Source organism: Persicobacter diffluens, from assembly GCF_036244895.1.
Classification (GTDB): Bacteria; Bacteroidota; Bacteroidia; order Cytophagales; family Cyclobacteriaceae; genus Persicobacter; species Persicobacter diffluens.
In genome coordinates this window covers 3,021,659-3,041,455 of the sequence record NZ_BQKE01000001.1, presented here as the reverse complement: position 1 = coordinate 3,041,455, position 19,797 = coordinate 3,021,659, and the positions used below count along the sequence as shown (strand labels likewise).

Annotated in this window: 18 protein-coding genes; 13 read left to right on the top strand and 5 right to left on the bottom strand. The window is 43.2% G+C overall.

What is annotated here, in order from left to right; translation table 11 throughout:
- The first annotated feature begins 2 nt into the window (after window positions 1–2).
- From AAA970_RS12250 to AAA970_RS12235, 4 genes are all read left to right on the top strand, one after another.
- Window positions 3–1,256, top strand: coding sequence for a DUF349 domain-containing protein (locus AAA970_RS12250; protein WP_338237349.1), 1,254 nt, complete (start codon window positions 3–5; stop codon window positions 1,254–1,256).
- Window positions 1,257–1,391: 135 nt separating this feature from the next.
- The gene (locus AAA970_RS12245; RefSeq protein WP_338237348.1) at window positions 1,392–2,246 is read left to right on the top strand and encodes a hypothetical protein; all 855 of its coding nucleotides are present in this window, start codon (window positions 1,392–1,394) and stop codon (window positions 2,244–2,246) included.
- A 4-nt stretch (window positions 2,247–2,250) separates the two neighbouring features.
- Window positions 2,251–3,054 (top strand): N-acetylmuramic acid 6-phosphate etherase, encoded by an 804-nt coding sequence (murQ, locus tag AAA970_RS12240; protein ID WP_053405898.1) that lies wholly within the window; start codon window positions 2,251–2,253, stop codon window positions 3,052–3,054.
- 17 nt (window positions 3,055–3,071) lie between these two features.
- Window positions 3,072–4,346: an MFS transporter gene (locus AAA970_RS12235; RefSeq protein ID WP_338237347.1), complete on the top strand. Its 1,275-nt coding sequence runs from the start codon at window positions 3,072–3,074 to the stop codon at window positions 4,344–4,346.
- A gap of 387 nt (window positions 4,347–4,733) precedes the next feature.
- Here AAA970_RS12235 and AAA970_RS12230 read toward each other — a convergent pair whose 3' ends face one another.
- Window positions 4,734–5,621 (bottom strand): N-acetylmuramoyl-L-alanine amidase-like domain-containing protein, encoded by an 888-nt coding sequence (locus tag AAA970_RS12230; protein ID WP_338237346.1) that lies wholly within the window; start codon window positions 5,619–5,621, stop codon window positions 4,734–4,736.
- A gap of 158 nt (window positions 5,622–5,779) precedes the next feature.
- Here AAA970_RS12230 and AAA970_RS12225 point away from each other — a divergent pair, with 158 nt between their 5' ends.
- The gene (locus tag AAA970_RS12225) at window positions 5,780–6,001 is read left to right on the top strand and encodes a DUF2795 domain-containing protein (protein ID WP_053405895.1); all 222 of its coding nucleotides are present in this window, start codon (window positions 5,780–5,782) and stop codon (window positions 5,999–6,001) included.
- Between the two features lie 61 nt (window positions 6,002–6,062).
- On the opposite strand, the gene AAA970_RS12220 is transcribed toward AAA970_RS12225, so the two are convergent.
- Together AAA970_RS12220 and queA are read right to left on the bottom strand one after the other, a co-directional pair.
- Entirely contained in the window at window positions 6,063–6,740 is a 678-nt protein-coding gene (locus AAA970_RS12220) for a 2-C-methyl-D-erythritol 4-phosphate cytidylyltransferase (RefSeq protein WP_338237345.1), read from the bottom strand.
- 65 nt (window positions 6,741–6,805) lie between these two features.
- Window positions 6,806–7,858 carry a tRNA preQ1(34) S-adenosylmethionine ribosyltransferase-isomerase QueA gene (gene queA, locus AAA970_RS12215; protein WP_053405893.1) on the bottom strand — a complete coding sequence of 351 codons (1,053 nt, stop codon included), beginning with the start codon at window positions 7,856–7,858 and terminating at the stop codon, window positions 6,806–6,808.
- A 219-nt stretch (window positions 7,859–8,077) separates the two neighbouring features.
- On the opposite strand from queA, the gene AAA970_RS12210 reads away from it, so the two are divergent.
- Window positions 8,078–9,259 carry an ABC transporter permease gene (locus AAA970_RS12210; RefSeq protein ID WP_338237344.1) on the top strand — a complete coding sequence of 394 codons (1,182 nt, stop codon included), beginning with the start codon at window positions 8,078–8,080 and terminating at the stop codon, window positions 9,257–9,259.
- Between the two features lie 278 nt (window positions 9,260–9,537).
- On the opposite strand, the gene recA is transcribed toward AAA970_RS12210, so the two are convergent.
- Window positions 9,538–10,578, bottom strand: coding sequence for a recombinase RecA (recA, locus tag AAA970_RS12205; protein WP_053405890.1), 1,041 nt, complete (start codon window positions 10,576–10,578; stop codon window positions 9,538–9,540).
- A 281-nt stretch (window positions 10,579–10,859) separates the two neighbouring features.
- Between recA and AAA970_RS12200 the strand changes: the two genes are divergently transcribed.
- The 7 genes from AAA970_RS12200 (at window position 10,860) to AAA970_RS12170 (ending at window position 16,795) form a co-directional block, all read left to right on the top strand.
- Complete coding sequence (locus AAA970_RS12200; RefSeq protein WP_338237343.1) at window positions 10,860–11,888, top strand: aminopeptidase; 1,029 nt, start codon at window positions 10,860–10,862, stop codon at window positions 11,886–11,888.
- 17 nt (window positions 11,889–11,905) lie between these two features.
- On the top strand, window positions 11,906–12,736 hold the full coding sequence (locus AAA970_RS12195) for a DUF3108 domain-containing protein (protein WP_338237342.1): 831 nt from the start codon (window positions 11,906–11,908) through the stop codon (window positions 12,734–12,736).
- A 117-nt stretch (window positions 12,737–12,853) separates the two neighbouring features.
- A complete protein-coding gene (locus tag AAA970_RS12190) occupies window positions 12,854–13,543 on the top strand; it encodes a response regulator transcription factor (RefSeq protein ID WP_053405887.1) in 690 nt (229 codons plus the stop codon).
- Window positions 13,544–13,643: 100 nt separating this feature from the next.
- A complete protein-coding gene (locus AAA970_RS12185) occupies window positions 13,644–14,720 on the top strand; it encodes a sensor histidine kinase (protein WP_338237341.1) in 1,077 nt (358 codons plus the stop codon).
- Between the two features lie 12 nt (window positions 14,721–14,732).
- Entirely contained in the window at window positions 14,733–15,449 is a 717-nt protein-coding gene (locus AAA970_RS12180; RefSeq protein ID WP_338237340.1) for an RluA family pseudouridine synthase, read from the top strand.
- A gap of 6 nt (window positions 15,450–15,455) precedes the next feature.
- Window positions 15,456–15,932: a low molecular weight protein-tyrosine-phosphatase gene (locus AAA970_RS12175; RefSeq protein ID WP_053405884.1), complete on the top strand. Its 477-nt coding sequence runs from the start codon at window positions 15,456–15,458 to the stop codon at window positions 15,930–15,932.
- Window positions 15,929–16,795, top strand: coding sequence for a fructosamine kinase family protein (locus AAA970_RS12170; protein WP_338237338.1), 867 nt, complete (start codon window positions 15,929–15,931; stop codon window positions 16,793–16,795). The genes AAA970_RS12175 and AAA970_RS12170 overlap by 4 nt, the downstream gene beginning before the upstream one ends.
- Window positions 16,796–17,211: 416 nt before the next feature.
- Here the strand turns inward: AAA970_RS12170 and AAA970_RS12165 are convergent, their stop codons facing one another.
- Entirely contained in the window at window positions 17,212–19,575 is a 2,364-nt protein-coding gene (locus AAA970_RS12165) for a TonB-dependent receptor (RefSeq protein WP_338237337.1), read from the bottom strand.
- Between the last annotated feature and the right edge of the window lie 222 nt (window positions 19,576–19,797).

The window sequence follows — 19,797 nt, the reverse complement described above, 5'->3', positions numbered from 1 at the left end:
CATTGGAACCGAACAAGTACGGGTACATCAAAGACGGGAAAATTTTTCGCAATGGATTTCTCGAGTTTCCTGAGCGCGAAATTGGTGACGTGAAAGAAGATGAAGCTGCCTCGATTAAATATTTCGAAGACCGCTTTGAACTCGCAAAACAAAAAGTAGACGACCTGGCCAAAACCATCGATGAGGCTACGAATAAAGGGTCTTTTTTAATGAAATTGGTGCACTTGCGTAAGCAATTGTCAGAATTTGATGCCTTAGGTGATTATGAGCCTCTTTTTGAGACGCTTAATCAGTACGAGGTGTTGATTCGGGAATTGATTGACCGTAACCGTGCCAAAAACCTGGAAATTAAAACTGCTCTTCTGGCAGAGGCGGAAGTCATTCGGGAAATCGAAGATTTACGGGAAGCCGGAGAAAAATTCAAAGATCTGAAGCAGCGTTGGTTGAAAACCGGTGCCGTAGCGGAAGAAAGCCGTGAAGAGATCGAGGGTCGTATGGAAGCGATCATGAATGAATTTTTCGAGAAGAGAAATGCATTTTTTGAATCCCGTAAGCAAGAGTTGGAGGAGAAAACCGCAGGCTATGAGGCTTTGATTGCCAAAGCGCATGCCTTGTTGGAAGAGGAAGATCTAAAAAAAGTAGATGCTGAATTCTCTACTTTGATTCCGGAGTGGAAGCAATTGCCGGTAGTGCCGGTAAAAGTTCGCAATGAATTGTGGGAGCGCTTTAAGAAGGAGACTGATGCACTTTATGCCAAATTGGATCCTGTCCGTAAGCAACGCAAAGAAGAAAAGCGTGGAGCAGTAACGGAAGTAAAGCAGGCCCTTTTGGAAAAAGTAGAAGCTTTGGCAGGTCGTGCTGATCAGGATGCGGTGAAAGAAGTGAAAGCTTTGCAGGAAGAGTGGAAAAAATCCGGTCGCTTACCAAAAGGTCAGTTTAAAGAAATGGCCGATCGTTTCTTTAATGCCTGTGATATGGTCACCGAGCGTGCATTCCTGTATCGTTTGACTTCTCAGAAAGTGAAAGGATTTCAACAAAAGTCGGAAGAAGATCAGTTGAAGTCATTGATTCGCATGTTAAGAGAATTGTACAACCGCGATATGAATGAATTGAATCTTTACCGTGAGAATGCGGAGAAATTTGGTTCGGCTTTCGGGAAGTTGGTAGACAGCAAAACCGATCTGAAAGAGCGCAAGGTACAAGTGAAAAAGCAATTGCTGGATCAGTTGAATACAGAATTGAGAGCATTGGCCTAAGGGGCCTTGAAAAAATAGAGTTAAATCCCACGTTTTTCCGACGTGGGATTTTTTTGTTTATGGGCTCCTCTTTGATTTTTCTTATCTTGAAGGGTTCATTTTTTGTTGGCCTCAAAATCGGGAAAGGTAATTTTTATGAGCAATATCCAATTAATCGTCGATAGCGGAGGAACCAAGGCTTCCTGGGCATTTACCAATTTACCCTTTGAAGAAATCGTTGAGACCAAGGGGCTTCACCCCCTATTATTATCTAGGGAGCAGATGCTGGAAATTATCCGTTCCGTGGAATGGCCGGTGCCTTTTGGTGCAGTAAAGGAAATTTTCTTTTATGGGGCAGGTTGCGGGCAACAAGTGAATGTTCAAAAAGTGAGGAATGTCTTGCGGTATTGTTTTCCCCAGGCGACGGTGGTGGTGGAGAGTGATCTGCTGGCCGCAGCCCGGGCGCTTTACGGAAGAGAAAAAGGGCTGATGGGAATTTTGGGGACCGGCGCACATGCGGCTTATTATAATGGGGAAGGAATTGATGAAAAAGCCACCTCTTTAGGCTGGTTATTATCAGATGAGGGGAGTGGAGCGCTTTTGGGAAAGGAATTGCTGCAAAAGATTTTGCGTAAGAAAATGTCTTTAGAGATTTTGCATGATTTTAGGGAGTATGCCCAAAGTACGGATGCGGAAATTATTCAGGCACTTTATGCAACTTCTTCCGCTAACCGTTATTGTGCGCAGTTTGTGCCGTTTTTGGCGCAGCATATTCATAAGCCGGAAATTATGGCTTTGGTCAAAGGGCAATTTGAAATATATTATCAGGAATATTTAAAACCACTGGTGATCAAGACCCCTTGCGAATTGCGCATGGTGGGCGGAGTGGCCTGGCATTTTCAGCACATTTTGAAAGAAGTTTTGAAAAATGAAGGATTGAATCTGGAGTTGGTTGAAAAAACGCCCATTCGGTCTTTGTTAAAATATCATCAGAAAAAAACAGAACTATAATTATATGAGTACAACGGAATCCTCCTCTTTATATGAGCACCTGGATCAAATGAGTGCCAGAGAGATTTTGGAGAATATGAATCAAGAGGATGCCAAGGTGCATGCGGCAGTTGCCCTGGCGATTCCGGCAGTGGAAAAACTGGTGGAAGGCACGGTGGAGCGCATGAAAAAAGGCGGCAGACTATTCTATATAGGGGCCGGCACCAGCGGGCGTTTGGGGATTCTGGATGCATCAGAAATTCCGCCGACCTATGGCGTGGAAGGAAAGGTCATCGGCCTGATCGCCGGTGGAGATCGGGCCATCCGGAAAGCCGTGGAAGCAGCGGAAGATCATGAGCAGCAGGCCTGGGAAGATTTAAAAGCCTTCGATATAAACGAAAATGATGTGCTGGTGGGCATTGCCGCATCCGGCAGAACGCCCTATGTTTTGGGGGGAATTGCCAAGGCAAGAGAGAATGGACTGCTCACTGCGGGCATCACCTGTAATGCCGGTTCCAAATTGAGTCAGGCGGTTGAAATTCCAATTGAAGCGGTGGTAGGGCCGGAATTCGTGACGGGTAGTACGCGAATGAAAGCGGGTACTGCTCAGAAGTTGTTACTGAATATGATCTCCACCACCTGCATGATCCGCATGGGGCGGGTAAAAGGGAATCGCATGGTGGACATGCAGCTGACCAATGAAAAGCTGGTGGATCGTGGTACCAAAATGATCATGGAAGCTACCGGTCTGGAGTATGGAAAGGCAGAGGCTTTATTGTTAGCACACGGAAGTGTCCGGAAAGCCGTGGCTGCCCATTTTTCTAAATAGCATTTAATTTTTTCGCTTTGTACAGAAGAAAATCGACCACCGCCAGGGGCTTGCAATGGGTGCCCTCTTTGTATTTGACCGAATCCATTCCTTATATGTTTGTGATGAGCGTATCGGTCATCATGTATAAAAATATGAGGCTGGAGAATACAGAAATAGCGGCCTACACCTCCCTCTTGAATATTCCCTGGGTAATCAAGCCTCTTTGGAGTCCTTTTGTTGATCTGTACAAAACCAAGCGGGAGTGGGTGGTCATTACCCAGTTTTTGATGGGGCTTTTGTTTGCCGGAGTGGCTTTTGTTTTGCCTTTACCCTGGTTTTTTCAGCTTTCCATGGCTCTTTTATTTTTGATCGCTTTCACCTCGGCTACCCATGATATTGCCGCAGATGGATTCTATATGTTGGGGCTTTCGGAAAAAGATCAATCCCTTTTTGTGGGGCTGCGATCGGTCTTTTATCGTTTGGGAATGTTTCTGATGCAGGGCCCTTTGGTGTACCTGACCGGGGTTTTGGCCAAGTCTTATCAAAATGATTTCCAGAAAGTATGGACTTCCGCGCTATTAATTCTGGGTGCTTGTTTAGTCGGATTGGCCGTGTATCACCACTTTTTTTGCCCAAAGGTCGAGCAGGAGAGAACGGAACGCTTTGATTTTCTTGCCGGCTTCAGGGCTACCCTGATTTCTTTTTTTGTGAAGAAGAATATCGCCATAGGCGTGTTGTTCATTTTGTTGTTTCGATTGGGAGAGGCACAGTTGTTGAAATTAGTCGCTCCCTTTATGTTGGATGCCCGGGAGGTGGGTGGTTTAGGGCTCGATAATGAAGCTCAGGGGTTAATTTACGGCTCTTTTGGGGTCGGGGCTTTGATCGTCGGTGGACTTGTGGGCGGTTGGGCCATTTCTAAATTCGGGCTGAAAAAGTGGATTTTCTGGATGACGCTCAGTCTGAACATTCCCAATTTGGGTTATGCGGTGCTGGCTTATTTTCAACCGGAAAACATCCTTTGGGTGGGGCTGGCCGTGGTTTTGGAGCAATTAGGATATGGTTTTGGCTTTACAGCCCTGATGATGTTCATGATTTACCTGGCGGATGGTCCACTGAAAACCAGTCACTATGCTTTTTGTACCGCCTTTATGGCTGCGGGCGTCATGTTCCCGGGAATGGTGAGTGGTTGGTTGCAGACTCAGCTGGGCTATACCGCCTTTTTCTTATATGTGTTTTTCTGTGGGATTCCGGCTTTGTTATTATTGCCGCACCTTAAAATTCCCGCTGATTTCGGGAAAAAGCAAGGGTAGGCAAATACAGGCAGGGATTAGGGGCTGTACCTCGCCCAGGCTCGGTACCGGGCTTTCGGGAGTCGCTTTTTTTGCGAGCCGCTACGCTTTCAGGCTGCAAAAAAGAGCTTCAACAATCCCTCTATCCCTCAGCCAAAAAACCGCGCTTCGATAACCATTCTGCAGGATTTAATCCGGATTATTCATACTCCAATCCTCTTTTAGCTGCAAGGCGGGAAAAATGAAGGAATTTTTCCTATTTCGAGTTTTTCCTAACGAAGCAGATGAATGAGGAGAAAGCAAGCCTATCCAAATTTGAGTTATTGATAATTCGATAAAATAAACCGCAAAACGCTGATTATTAAATGCTTATATCAACTCACTAAATCTAGCGGTGAATAATTCGGGTTAATAGACTGGTCTGGCTACTATTATCCCACGGTTTGATTTCATTTTTCCGAGATAATCACTCAGGGTTTCCTCCGTAATCATGACCCCCTTTTTTAGGGACGCATGCAGAAAATGCAATTCGGTTCCCTGCCAATAGGCAAAGCCCACATGGGAAACATCCAGTCCTTTGATGTTGGTAACCAGGGCAATAATGTCTCCGTTTTTTATCTGACTCGCCTGCTCCCTTATTTGATCTTTAGGAAGGAAATAGTGGTCTCTTTGGTTAATCTCTTTTTCCAGTTGTTGGGTCATGTGCCACAGGGAGTCATTATCCGCTAACGCCTTATAGGCTGAGCGGTGTGTGCTCATAAAATTCAGGTCTATTGGAAGCTGTTCCGGGCTTAATGTCCGGCTAATGTTTTCGATCAGGCTTTTATGTTCATTATCATCTATCCAGTCGGTAAAGTAGTGAAGTCTGGAGAAATAGCCCTCCTTGTTTCCTCCCCGGTAGCGGATACATTCCAGTGATTGACCGAATTTTTCAAAAGACGGATCATTTTTTTTGATGGTCATTCCCAGAGCCAGAACTTGCTCCACAAAAGTGGTGCAATCCATTCCGCTGACATTGATGATCAGGCTATCTTCCTTCATTCCCTGTTCCAAAGTGTTCGCAACATAAGGAGTCGGGATGAATGCTTTTCCGATTTTAGTAAGCGATTCTCCATCAGGGAGTTCTCTCCAGTTTTTCGTTTCCGCTGTCCGCAGAATTTGTACTATTGTGGTATGATCTTTGTCACTGCATGTGAGTTGCGCAAAGGCAGGGATTGAGCAAATCAGCATCAGGATTAAACTGAGGCAGCTTTTAGTATGTTGATGTACAATCTTGAAAAGTGAATACTCTATCATTGCTTAATAAAAATATTTGTTTATCCTTTGCTTTGTTAGCTTATAAATTTTGCTATTTTTGCCGAAGCTTAAAAACCCTGAGACTATTTTCTTAGTGTAATTAAGTATTACTCGAATAGCAAAGATATTTCAAGATTTAATTAAAAAGGAGGTATATAATGTACTGGACACTTGAATTGGCTTCTTATTTAGAAGATGCTCCATGGCCAGCAACCAAAGAAGAATTGATCGATTTCTGTAATCGTTCAGGAGCGCCATTGGAATTGTCGGAGAACCTTCAGGAATTGGAAGATGATGGCGAGCCTTACGAGAGTATCGAGGAAATTTGGCCTGACTATCCAACGAAGGATGATTTCTTCTTTAATGAGGATGAATATTAGAAAGACAAGATTAAAAAAAGACTGAGGTAAACACTTCAGTCTTTTTTTGTCAAAAACCTTTCTACCGGTGGCGCTTTTTTAATAGGGCTTCCGCAATATATAAGTCCTCCGGCGTGGTGATCTTTATATTTTCATAAGACCCTTCGACCAAATGGATGGCGTGACCGGCATGTTCAATTACGCTGGCATCATCGGTAAAAGTGGGTAATTCCGTCACTTCATAAGCCCCTTTGAGTAATTGGCTTTGAAAGGTTTGCGGGGTTTGGATGGTGCGGTAATGTGTACGGTCTTCGGTTTGATTTCCCCCCGTGGGTAAAACCTTTCGGATGGAATCTTTCAAGGCCACCGAAGTGATGGCATTTCCTTTTGCTTTGGCGGTTTCAAAAGCATTTTGAATGACAGTGGTGTCCACAAATGGCCTTACCCCGTCATGAATGGCCACTAAGCCCTCTTCCTTTATCTTGGATAGGCCGCTTTTCACCGAGGCATATCTGGAGGTCCCCCCTTTGGCGATGGTGAAATTTGCACTGAATTGGTGTTTGTGGACCAGCTCCTCCCAGTGACTGATTTGTCCTTCCGGTAATACCAGGATGATTTCAATTGCCCCATTATATAGAAGAAATGCTTCAATGGTGTGCATCAAAATCGGTTTCCCGTCCAGCTCCAAAAACTGTTTCGGAATACTGCTGCCCATTCGGCTGCCACTTCCTCCGGCGACGATGATGACGTATTCTTTCATGCTTGAAAATTGATGGCAAAAAAAAACGGCTAGCCGAAGCTGCCGTTCTTTTCCGTATTTTATAATTAAAGAATCAACATGGCATCTCCATAGGAGAAGAAGCGATATTTTTCTTTGATAGCTTCCTGATATGCTTCCATTACGAATTCGTATCCACCAAATGCCGCAGACATCATCAATAGAGTAGATTCCGGCATATGGAAGTTAGAAATCAGTGCGTTACAGATTTTGAAATCGTATGGAGGGAAGATGAATTTATCCGTCCATCCTTCATTCAGCTTCAAGCGACCGTTTGCCGATACTGAAGATTCTAAAGCGCGCATAGAAGTGGTTCCTACGGAACAAACACGTTTCTTCGCATCCAATGCTTTGTTGACCATCTCCACTGTTTCAGGGCCCACACGGAAATTCTCTGAATCCATTTTGTGCTTGGTCAAATCTTCCACATCTACCTGGCGGAAAGTACCCAAACCAACGTGAAGCGTAATGGAAGCGATGTCGACTCCAACGATTTCCAAACGTTTCATGATTTGAGGGGTGAAGTGCAATCCTGCAGTTGGAGCTGCAACCGCACCTACGTTTTTCGCATAGATGGTCTGGTAGCGCTCACGGTCTTCCGGTGCTACTTTTCTCTTCTCAATGATCGGATCCGGAAGTGGCGTTTCGCCCAAAGAGTCGATAAGATTGTAGAAAGCCTCGTCCTCACCATCCCAAAGGAATCGGATGGTACGTCCGCGGGAAGTAGTGTTATCCACCACCTCTGCTACTAATTCACCATCACCAAAGTAAAGCTTATTGCCAACACGAATTTTACGCGCAGGATCTACCAAAACGTCCCAAAGGTGAAGATCCTTATTTAATTCACGAAGTAAGAAAACTTCGATTTGAGCGCCGGTTTTTTCCTTATTACCATAAAGGCGTGCAGGGAAAACCTTAGTGTCATTGTTGACAAAAACATCACCTTCATCGAAATACTCGATGATGTCCTTGAAAACTTTGTGTTCGATTTTACCCGTATCGCGGTGAAGTACCATCAAACGGGACTCATCACGATTATCAGAAGGATGCAGGGCGATCAGATCGGAAGGAAGTTCAAATTTGAATTCTGATAACTTCATGTATATTCAGCAAAATTTATGGTTTGGAAACTGCTTCTGGTTTTTGCATACGAAATGCAAGATGCAAATTTAGTAAAAGGATGCTATGAAATGTAGTTTTTTGTAATTTTCTTTTTTTATTGCAAATAACTTCCTACTAATCTACATAAAACATTGAAGACACTTTTTCTGATTTGGGAGAGCTTTCGCTCTGCACTCACCGCTTTGAAATCTAACCTTTTGAGAACAATCCTCTCCCTGCTAGGGGTGACAGTCGGTATTTTCGCTATCATTGGGGTTTTTACGTTAGTGGATTCCCTGGAAAATGGGATAAAAAAGAGTTTGGATTTTTTAGGCGGAGATCTCATTTATGTGGAAAAATGGCCCTGGGGGGTAGGTGGGGAATATCCCTGGTGGAAATATTTGCAGCGTCCTCATCCTACTTATGAGGAGTTCCGTTTTTTGGAGGATAACCTTAAAGGAGCTTCCGGTATTGCCATTCAGGCCATGAAAGATGGGGTGACATTCAAAAAGGATAACAACAGCGCCAGTGGGATGATGTTAATGGGGATTTCTCATCAATATGACCAGATGATGGATTTAAAGCTGGAGCAGGGCAGGTTCTTTACACAAATGGAAGCTAATAATGGGCGCGGCGTGGTGATTATTGGGCATGATTTGGGGCAGCAGCTTTTTCCTTTGGGCAATGCGTTGGGGCAAACGGTGATGATCAAGGGTAATGCTTGTAAAGTGATTGGGGTATTGCCTTCGGAAGGGGAGAACCTGGTAAGCTTCATAGATAAGGATAAGACTTGTTTTGTGCCTTTTAACTTTTTCCGAAAAGTATATTATGTAGGTAAAAAGAATGGGATAGGGGCTTCCATGGTAATAAAGGGATTTCCCGAGGATGAAGGTTTGGAAAAGCTGGAAGGGGAAGTGGTCGGCATGATGCGCCGCCTGAGAGGGCAAAAACCCGTAGACGAGAATAATTTCGCCGTAAACCGTCCGGAAGTGATTGCAGGAGCGATTGAGAATATTTTCGGGGTACTGACCTTAGCCGGGGCGGTGATTGGTTTGTTCTCCATTCTGGTCGGCGGATTCGGAATCGCCAATATCATGTTTGTGTCTGTGAAGGAACGGACCAATTTGATCGGGATTCAAAAAGCCCTAGGCGCCAAAAGGTTTTATATTTTATTTCAGTTTCTGTTTGAAGCAGTATTGTTGAGCTTGGCCGGTGGGGCTGCTGGCCTGGTATTGGTTTATGGGCTAACCTATGCACCTACCGGATCATTGGAGTTGAGCCTTTCTTTTAAAAATATTCTGGTAGGATTGATGGTCTCTTCCATTATCGGTCTGGTGTCCGGATTGATTCCGGCCAGCGTAGCGGCTAAAATGGATCCGGTGGTGGCGATTCGACAATAGCCCGAAATTTTCACCGCAAAATTCACCGCAAAAATCACCAAATCAAGGGGCTTGTCTTCTGTATGTTACTGGTGTTTTTTCTGATTATTAATAGCTCAAATTGGAGCAAGCTTGCATTCTCCTCCATCATCTGCTTTCTTTGGAGCAAAATGAAATAGGGAATTGTTCCTTCATTTTTTCCGCCTAACAGCTAAACGAGGGAATAATCCGGGTTAAATTTCAGGCCAATAAAAAAGGCGATACTTTTCGGTATCGCCTTTTTTGATCTATACGGTGGATTATGCTTCCGCTTCCGGTATTTCAGTAGCTTCTTCTTCTCCGCCCAATCCTGATTTGGATCTGATTTTTCCTTCCAGCTCTTCCATCAATTCCGGATTATCACGAATGATGTTTTTCACAGCATCACGTCCCTGTCCTAATTTGTTGCCCTCATAAGAGAACCAGGAGCCGGATTTTTGAACGATTTCCAATGCAACGCCAATGTCCAGAATCTCCCCGGCTTTGGAAACACCTTCGCCATACATGATGTCGAATTCTACCTGTTTGAATGGAGGAGCTACTTTGTTTTTCACGACCTTCACTCTTGTGCGGTTACCCGTTACATTGTCTGCAGACTCTTTAATCTGACCAATACGGCGGATGTCCAAACGTACAGAGGAGTAGAATTTCAAAGCGTTACCACCTGTAGTGGTTTCAGGGTTACCAAACATGACCCCGATTTTCTCACGCAGCTGGTTGATGAAAATACAGGTACAGGCGGTTTTGTTGATAGCACCCGTCAGCTTTCTCAAAGCTTGTGACATCAAACGCGCCTGAAGTCCCATTTTGGAATCTCCCATATCGCCTTCCAGTTCTCCTTTTGGAACCAAAGCGGCTACGGAGTCAATGACAATGATATCGATAGCGCCGGAGCGAATCAGGTGCTCGGCAATCTCCAATGCTTGTTCTCCATTGTCAGGCTGAGCGATCAGCAGGTTCTCTGTGTCAATGCCTAATTTCTCCGCATACACTTTGTCAAAAGCGTGCTCGGCATCAATAAAGGCTGCAATTCCGCCACTTTTTTGTGCTTCTGCAATGCAGTGCATAGAAAGGGTGGTTTTACCGGATGATTCAGGTCCGTAAATTTCCACTATTCGACCACGAGGAATACCGCCAATTCCAAGGGCGATATCTAAACCAAGGGAACCAGTGGAAATAGCAGGGATATCAGAAACACGCTCATCGCTTAGTTTCATAACCGTGCCTTTACCATAGGCTTTGTCCAGTTTGTCAAGGGTCACCTGGAGTGACTTCATCTTTTCGAGTCTATCGTCGCTCATAATATATAGGGTTATTTTTATTCAGCTATAATAATCGGAATGTTGGATTCCTTTCTGATTGGAAATTTAAGAAAGATAATTTCAAAGCCAAAGCTTTCTCTGATTTTTGTGTGAAAATTACGACTTTAAAATGTCGATAATACCACCTGATTATTGGATTTTATATTCAAACCTTGATCGATAGCGGATGTTTTGGAATGCATGGGGATAAAAATACCTTTCTTTGATGGATTATTGCTATTTTTTGTATTATTGATGTAGGATAAAGATTAAAATTTCACATGTTCAAAAAGATTCTTCTAGGAGTCCTGTTGGTATTATTTGGTTTGGCATTGCTTTATGCTGAGCTGATTGCTTATGGTTTAATGCAGGCGCAGGGGCAGTTGAAAGTCCTGTTGAAGGCTTCCCCTATCGAGGATTATCTTGAGGATGAGCAATATCCGGACTCTTTAAAAAGTAAGTTACGGCTCATTCAGGAGGTCCGTGATTTCGGTTTTCAGGAGTTGGGGATTTTCGAGAATCAGAATTATACCAAGATGTATGATCAGGGCGGAAAACCCACCCTTTGGGTTGTGAGTGCCTGTGAGCCTTTTGCGCTGAAGCCGGTGGAATGGAAATTCCCCTTGGTTGGGACTTTTCCTTATAAAGGATTTTTTGATTTGGAGAAGGCAAGGAAAGAGCGTGCGGCAATGGATGAGCTGGGGAAAGATACCAGCATCCGGACGGTCTCCGCATGGTCCACTTTGGGTTGGTTTTCAGATCCGGTAATGTCTAATTTTTTAAATAATGGGGATGGTGAACTGGCAGAATTGATTTTGCATGAGTTGACCCACGGTACTCTATTTGTTAAAGATAGTGTGCAGTTTAATGAAAACCTGGCCACTTTCATCGGGCATCAGGGGGCTATCCGTTTTCTGAAAAAGCGATACGGAAAAGAGAGTGAAGCGTATAAAACGTATATCGACCAATGGGGAGATGAACGGAAATTTGTAAATTATATGCTCGGAGGAGCCAAAGCGCTGGATGGTTTATATAAAAGTTTTGACCCTGCTTTAGTTCAGGAAGAAAAATCGATTCAAAAGCAGGAGATGATCGATGCCATTTGTCAAAATCTGGATACCGTCAGTTTTAGTGAAGGAAGTCATTACCGGGGTCTTTTCAGGGATCGTAAGCCCAACAACGCATATTTCATGTCTTTCGTACGATATAGGGAATACTATGACGAGCTGGAGCGGGAGTTGCAGCAAAAGTATCAGGGGAATGTGAAGTTGTTGCTGGAGGACTATAAATTAAAGTATTCATCAATGTAATTGAATTTGACTCAGAAATGATGCCTGTTTTTTGGACTTTAATATTGCTGATTTTGCCTTTTAATCATCCGGATTCCACGAGCCGGGTGAAGGACGGGAGTAGCTTGCCGCTATCGGAGGTGGTGGCTTATGATTTGGGAGAACGGATCACTTACCGCGTGCATTATGGGTTTATCAATGCCGGCGAGGCCGTAATGAGGGTAGATAATCAGGTGGATTATGTAAACGGCAGGCCTTGCTATAAAATGGAGGTGACGGGCCGGACGGTGGGCTTCTGGCGAAAAGTGGTCCGTATAGAAGATAAGTGGGGTTCATTTGTGGATACCGCCACCTTTGCTCCTCAGCGTTTTTATATGGATATTCAGGAGGCTAACCACCGGCATAAGGAGGTGCTGAAATTTCATCATGAAATGGACAGTGTTACGCTGGAAAAGCTCGATAAGCACACGGGCGTTTTAAAAGGGCAGGAAAATTACTTTATCCCGAATGCTGTTCACGATATCATCAGTGGTTTTTATTATTTAAGGAATATAGATTTTTCACAGGTGCCCGAGGGTACCATCATGGAGTTTAATGGCTTTTTTGATAAGAAAAACTACCGGATGCGCATTCGATTTGATGGACGGACTACGGTGAAGACCGATATGGGGAAAAAGAAGGCATTGATTCTGGTGCCGGTGATGCCGGATAATGAAACGTTTGAAAAAGATAGTCCGATTACCGCCTATTTATCCGATGATGAGCACAAGATTCCAATTAAGGTGAAAGCCCGTCTGGTGGTAGGGTCCGCAGAAGTGACGATTAAGAAATATTACCCCGGACGTAATAAGGTATTCGCAAAACCTTAATAATAAAATAACGAAGGATTCTTTCATTTTATGAAATGCGTAGCTCGTTTCTTGGCGTGATAGTTTTTTAAGTCCATCATTTTCTCTAATTTTAACCGACCAAAACAATTCTTTTTCATGGCAAAAACTGGCTACCGGGTGTTAATAGTGGATGACGAATCCGACATTCGCGAAATTTTAGAATATAATCTTACCAAAGAAGGTTATGAAGTTGAAACCGCAAAGAACGGGAAAAAAGGAATAGAAAAAGCGAAGTCATTCCATCCGCATTTAATTCTTTTGGACATTATGATGCCTGATCAGGATGGGGTAGAAACCTGTCGTCAGTTGAGAGAGATGTCGGAGTTTCAGAGTACTTTCATTATTTTTCTAACGGCGAGATCGGAGGAGTATTCCGAGGTAGCTGCTTTTGAAGCAGGAGCGGATGATTTCATTAATAAGCCGATAAAACCACGGGCTTTATTAAGCAGAATTCAGGCCTTGTTCCGAAGAGAAAGTAAGCAGGTGAATAATGCGGATAAGGTCAGTATTGGAGGGCTACAGATTGATCGGGATAGCTATACGGTGATTGTGGATCAGCAAGAAATTACCTTGCCCAGAAAAGAATTTGAATTGTTGTATTTCCTGGCCACCCATCCGGGAAAGGTATTTAACAGAGAAGAGCTGTTGCGGAATATTTGGGGTGCTGATGTTTATGTTTTAGCCCGGACGGTGGACGTTCATGTCCGAAAGGTGCGGGAGAAAATCGGAGACCAGTATATCGTAACGGTAAAAGGCGTTGGCTATAAATTTGAAGATATATTTTAAAGCCCTATCTTTAGGGAGAAAATCTGGCAAAGGCTTTGTTTCTTTGCCAGATTTTTTTTTATCATAGGGTCTTGAAATAAGATCGATAAACTTTATTCCAATGTTTTACAATTCTCGTGGTGTTGCTTCGGTGCTGGGCGTGGTGATCGCCGTAGTTACAACGCTTTTTCTTTCCCTGGTAAAAGATGTTTCGGAAATGGCCCTGTTGGTGGTATTGGGCATCTCCTTTTCTTGTTCTTATATTCTGATCATGTTTACGCTGGAGTTTTTGGTTTTCCGGGAGCTGAGTAAAATGTACGATATGCTGGATAATTTGAAATCGGATAATCTTTCTTTTTTTGAAGAACAGAATAATACCTCTACCAATCCGATTAAAATGGCGAACAGAAAAATTCTGGATTATGCCTCAGAGAAGCAGAAAGAGATTGAAAACCTCAAAAGAATGGAGGTTTATCGACGGGAATTTTTAGCGGACGTTTCACATGAGCTGAAGACGCCTATTTTTGCCGCTCAGGGATTTGTGCATACGCTTTTGGACGGAGCGATGGAGGACGAGGTGATCTTAAAGCGATTTTTGAAAAAAGCAGCGAAAAGTCTGGATGGGCTCGATAAGATGGTGCATAATTTACTATCCATCTCTCAGCTGGAGTCTGGTGATGCTAAATTATTGGTGGAAAAATATGATCTGCGTGAGCAGGTGGAAGATATTTTTGACCAGTTGGATAATAAGGCGGAGAAGCGAAATATTGATTTAAAATTCTCCACCTCTACCAAGGAGAACGTCTTTGTTTATGCCGATAAAAGACGTATTGGCCATGTGATGACCAACCTGGTGGTGAATGCCATCAAATATCAGGACAATGATAACGGCCTGGTGGAAGTGACCCTGTTGGAAGAAGATGGAAAGGTTTTTGTTTCTGTGGCCGATAATGGATTCGGTATTCCGGAGGAAGATGTGAAAAGAATTTTTGAGCGTTTTTATCGGGTAGAAAAAAGCCGGGCAAAATCCAAAGGGGGAAATGGTCTGGGATTGGCGATTGTTCGTCATATTTTACAGGCGCACGGCACGCAGTGTCATGTTCAGACTGAGGTAGGAAAAGGATCTACTTTTAGTTTTGTATTGCATAGCAAGCCTTTTAAAGAAGAGGAATTGAATATTGAAATGATAAGTGCATAAGGCACTTTTGTTATGAAGAAAGTGAAATTTGAAGATCTCATTATCTTTGAAAATGAGGATTATATTGCCATCAACAAGCCACCTCATGTGGCTACTTTGGAAGATCGGGCATCTTATACTAATATTCTGGCCATGGCCAGGGAGTACTGTGAAACGGCGCAAAATTGTCACCGGCTGGATAAAGAAACCTCAGGCGTATTGATGATTGCCAAAACACCGGATGCTTATCGTCATCTTTCGGTTCAATTTGAAAAACGAAAGGTGAAAAAGATTTACCATGCGATAGTGGACGGTATTCATGAGTTTGACCAAAGAGAAAATACCCTTCCGATTTATCCCGGAACCAAAGGGATTGTGAAGATTGATTTTGAAAAGGGAAAGCCTTCCCACACCACTTTCAATACGCTGGAAGCCTATAAAGGTCATACTTTGGTGGAGGCGATTCCGCATACGGGTAGAATGCATCAAATTCGAATTCATCTTTCTACCCTGAAGGCACCGATTTCCTGCGATGAAACTTATGGAGGATCTCCATTATTGCTTTCACAATTGAAAAGAAAATTCAATTTAAAAAAGGGAACGGAGGAGCAGCCTTTATTAAAGCGCTTTGCTTTGCATGCCTTTGCCATTGAGTTTAAAGATCCGAAGGGTAAACAAATGAAAATATCCGCTCCCTATCCTAAAGATTTTGCAGTAGCAGTTAAGCAATTAGATAAAAATAGATACTAGTATTCAATGATTAAGGTTCTTTACATTTGCCTGGGGAATATTTGCAGATCTCCCCTGGCAGAGGCCATAATGAGGCAGTTGGTAGAGGAGGAGGGCCTTTCTGATAAATTTGAAATTGATTCCTGCGGAACGGCTGCTTATCATATCGGGGAAACACCGGATGAGCGAACTTTGGCTAATGCCCGAAAAAATGGCATTGAAATCAACCACAGAGGCAGACAGTTCAGTACATTGGATTTTGAGCAGTTTGATTATTTGCTGACCATGGATGATGCTAATTTCCGAAAAGTGAAGGCCCTTCAAAATGGTAAGGGAGATTATAAATTAGGGAAGTTAAGGGATTTTGACGAGGAAGGCATTGGTCAGGATGTGCCGGATCCTTATTATGGCGGGCCGGAAGGCTTTCAGCATGTCTTTGATTTGTTGATGCGCTCTAATAAGGCACTTTTACAATCTCTGAAAGAAGCACATCAGCTGGTATGATGAGCAGTGAAAATATTACAGCGGCCTTATCCCGAATCAGGGGTAAGGCCGTTGTGCTTTCTGAGGTTTTGCCTGTTTCGGGAGGCGACATTCATCAGGCTTTTCATTTAAAAACCAGAGCGGGAGATTTTTTTCTGAAGGTGAATCAGGCCGGCCGGTTGGCGATGTTTGAAAGTGAAAAGGCAGGGCTTGAAGCATTGCGGAAAGGAAGTTTAAAAGTACCGGAAGTGTATGGTCTAACCACCGAGGGCGAGCATGCTTTTTTGCTGATGGAGTTTGTGGAAAGAGGCGAGGAGACTCCTGAATTCTGGCAGCGCTTGGGACATGGAATGGCACGGCTTCATCAGCTATCAAGCCCTTGTTTTGGCGCTTTTGAGGATAATTTTATCGGTACGCTTCCTCAAAAGAATACTTCAGTAAGGGATGGCTATGAATTTTTTATTCTGCATCGATTAATGCCTCAAGTCAAGCTGGCCGTTGATCAGAGCGTCATTTCGACAGCGGAATCCAAGGTGTTTGACACTTTTATTAAACAAATCAGACAACTGATTCCGGATCAACCGGCGGTTTTGTTACATGGAGACTTATGGTCCGGGAATAAAATGCCGGCATTGGATAATCAGCCTGTAATCTTTGATCCTGCAGTTTATTATGGCTGGGCGGAACAGGACCTGGCCATGACGCGGCTTTTTGGAGGTTTCTCTCCAAGGTTTTATCAGGTATATCAGGAAGAAATGGGCATGCCGGCGGGCTGGGAACAAAGGATGGATTACTATAATCTGTATCCTTTAATGGTGCATGTGAATTTATTCGGGAGATCCTATTGGAATCAGGTAAGTTCGGTTCTGAGGAATTTTAGATGAAAAAAAGCCACCAGAAGAATGGTGGCTTTTATCCGAAGGATTGACAGAAATATTCATGACCCTTTTTACCCTAATGCTTCATACTTAGATTTAGTGACTTGCTGTAAACAAAATATTATCAGTGTGTCGCGGTTGGGGTAGCTGGTTTATGAACAGCCTAAATTTGGTTAACCAGAATTATTCGCCGCTAGTTTTAAAGATCATCTCAAATGGCTTTTTATCAGCTCGTTCCGATTGAGCCTGCTAAATTTCTTATAGCCCAAATTTGGGCAAACTTGCTTTCTCCTCATTCATCTGCTTCCTTGGAAAAAATTCGAAATAGAAAAATCCCTTCATTTTTCTCGGCTGCCAGCTAAAGAAGGATTAGAGCTTGAATAATCCGGCTTAGCGTAATTCGGCTTTAGAATCTGGGCATTCTACAGACTTTTCTGTGTGTGGATGCTACGTTTTCTTCCTCTTGCCTTCATATTTCCAAATCGGTAAGAGAAGTTGAGGTAGAATACGGGGTTTTCACTGTTCCAATAATTTTCTTCATGGAATCCCAAGCCATAAACATTATTGGACCAGCCAGAATAGATCAGGTTTTGAGCCCTGAAAGAGATATTCCCCTTCTTTTCTAAAATGTCCTTGCTCACCGTCATGGACATGGCATAAAAAGGATTGGAAACATTTTGTAAGCCGTAATTATTGCCATCGTAATTACCATTGGCAATAATTTTCAAATTCCATGGCAGCATAAAGGTGGCATTCAGCTTGGCGCTCAGATTCAGGTCCGGGCGATTGGGGATGGTATAAGTGGTGTCATTGAAATCAATATGGGTCAAGTCAATTCCACCGGATAAATTCCACCATTTGGTGATGTTCACATCTCCGCTCACTGAAACGCCATAAGTTTCTACGGATCCCAGGTTTTGAGAAGTAGTCACATTGGCCTGGCTTTCTTCCTCAAAAAAGGAGTAGCTTCTGATAATGTCATTCCCTAAACGAACATACGCGCTGGTCGAAATGGTAAATTTCTCCGGGCGGTAGCCATAGGACAGTTCCATGGAGTTGGTGAAGGAAGGCTTCAGGTCCGGGTTTCCTCGCTGAATGTTCTGAGGGTTTTCATAAACTTCGAAAGGTGCAATTTCATCAATATTGGGGCGGCGTACTCTTCGGCTATAGCTGAAGCCTAAATTCGCTTTCTCTCCCAGTTTTTGTTGAAGGGACAAAGTGGGGAACAAGCTGAAATATTCATTGGTAAATGGCGTGTCGCCCTCACTTAACTGAATGGTTCCCTGCTGAAGGGCGTGTTCTGCTCTCAGACCAGCCTGCACTTCCATATTTTTAATTTGAGTGGAGAAAGTAGTGTAAACGGCCGAGATCATGTCATAATAATCGTAGCCAAAGTCCACATTTTCTTCTCCATTGTTGTTGGTGGAATTGGAAAAAGCATCGGTGTATTCTCCTTTATACCCAAGTTCAATCTTAGCCTTTTCACTGATATTTTTGCTGAAATCCAGTGTCGGGACAAAAATGTTAAAGGTAAAAAGGTTGTTATTGTTCTGACTTACTACGCCTCCGGTTTCATCTTTTTGAGTGTTGGCACTATTGAAGAAGCCGTGTCCATCCATATACCATAAATCTGTTTCCAAATAACCATCTTTTATTTCCCGACGGTAATTCAAGTCAAATTGGTGTCCTTCATTCATGTTCTCCGAAAAGCCTTTTCCATTTCTGAAAATAGTGGGCAGTCCCGCCTGCTCTAAGCTCTGGGTAAAAGGCTGGTTGGAAGTGGATTCCCATTTGAAGTATTGATAGTATCCACTTAGCGTATTTACAGAGTCAATGAAATAATCAAGTCCTCCTTTATACTGCTGGAATCCCTGGTTTCTGAAAATTTCCTGGTCCTGCTTTAAAAGTGCGCCGGATTCCTCAAAAGTTCTTTCAAATCCCCTTTCATGATTCCACCTTTCTTTAGAAAAGTTGGCTTCGGCAAAAACGTTGAATTTTCCCACACGGTAATTGAAGTTCATACCGCCATTGTATTTATCCCCTGTACCGACACCACCTCTTACCATTCCATTAAAACCCTGAATCCGGTTCTTTTTTGTAATGATATTGATGATTCCTGATATCCCTTCCGGATCGTATTTAGCGGATGGATTGGTAATGACATCCACGCGCTCTACTAAATTGGGAGGCAGAGATTTTAAAGCTTCGGCAGGGGACAGCTGAGTGGGTTTATTGTCAATGAGTACACGAACGTTGCTATCTCCTCTTAAAGAAATATTGCCTTCACCGTCAATATTAATATCCGGAACCTGTTGCAATACATCTGAAATATTGGTGTGTCCCGCCGCTAATTCAGGCGTAATGTTCACCACCTTCTTTCCGAGCTGTTGTTCGATTTTTACTCTTTGTCCTTCAACGGTGACTTCTTCCAAAAGCTTTTTGGAAGGTGATAATCCAACTTCTCCCAAATTTATGTTCATGCTTCCTTTTACAAAATCCAGTGTTAGTTGATGAGTTTCATATCCCATAAACTGGAAAAGGACTTCGTATTTTCCCTTTGAAATATTTTTGATGACAAAATTTCCACTTTCATCACTTATCCCTCCTGTGATATTTTTTTCTTCCTGCTGAAGGGATATGGTGGCGTAGGGGATCGGTTCGCTGGTGGTCGGGTCGATTAATTTTCCTTTTAAACTACCCTTGACGGCGGCGTGTTCCGGTTCATTATTAGCCCAAAGGGTAAGAGGAAAAAGTAATAGGAGGCTAAGGTAAAAGTAGGTTTTCATTTTCGATTAAGATAAAGGATCTGATTTATTTCCCTTACTATTAGGAAAATCTTGTGCCAAAATGAGATTCGGTGAGGATCGGTTAAAAACCTGTATAAGTGGTAAGTGTCCGGTTTAAGGGTGTCCGAATACGGACAATTTTGTTCGTTGGTGGACGAAAAGTGTCCGATAATTTCAATGCTAAAAATAAATAATGGAGCTGCGTTTTTTTTTTAATATGTA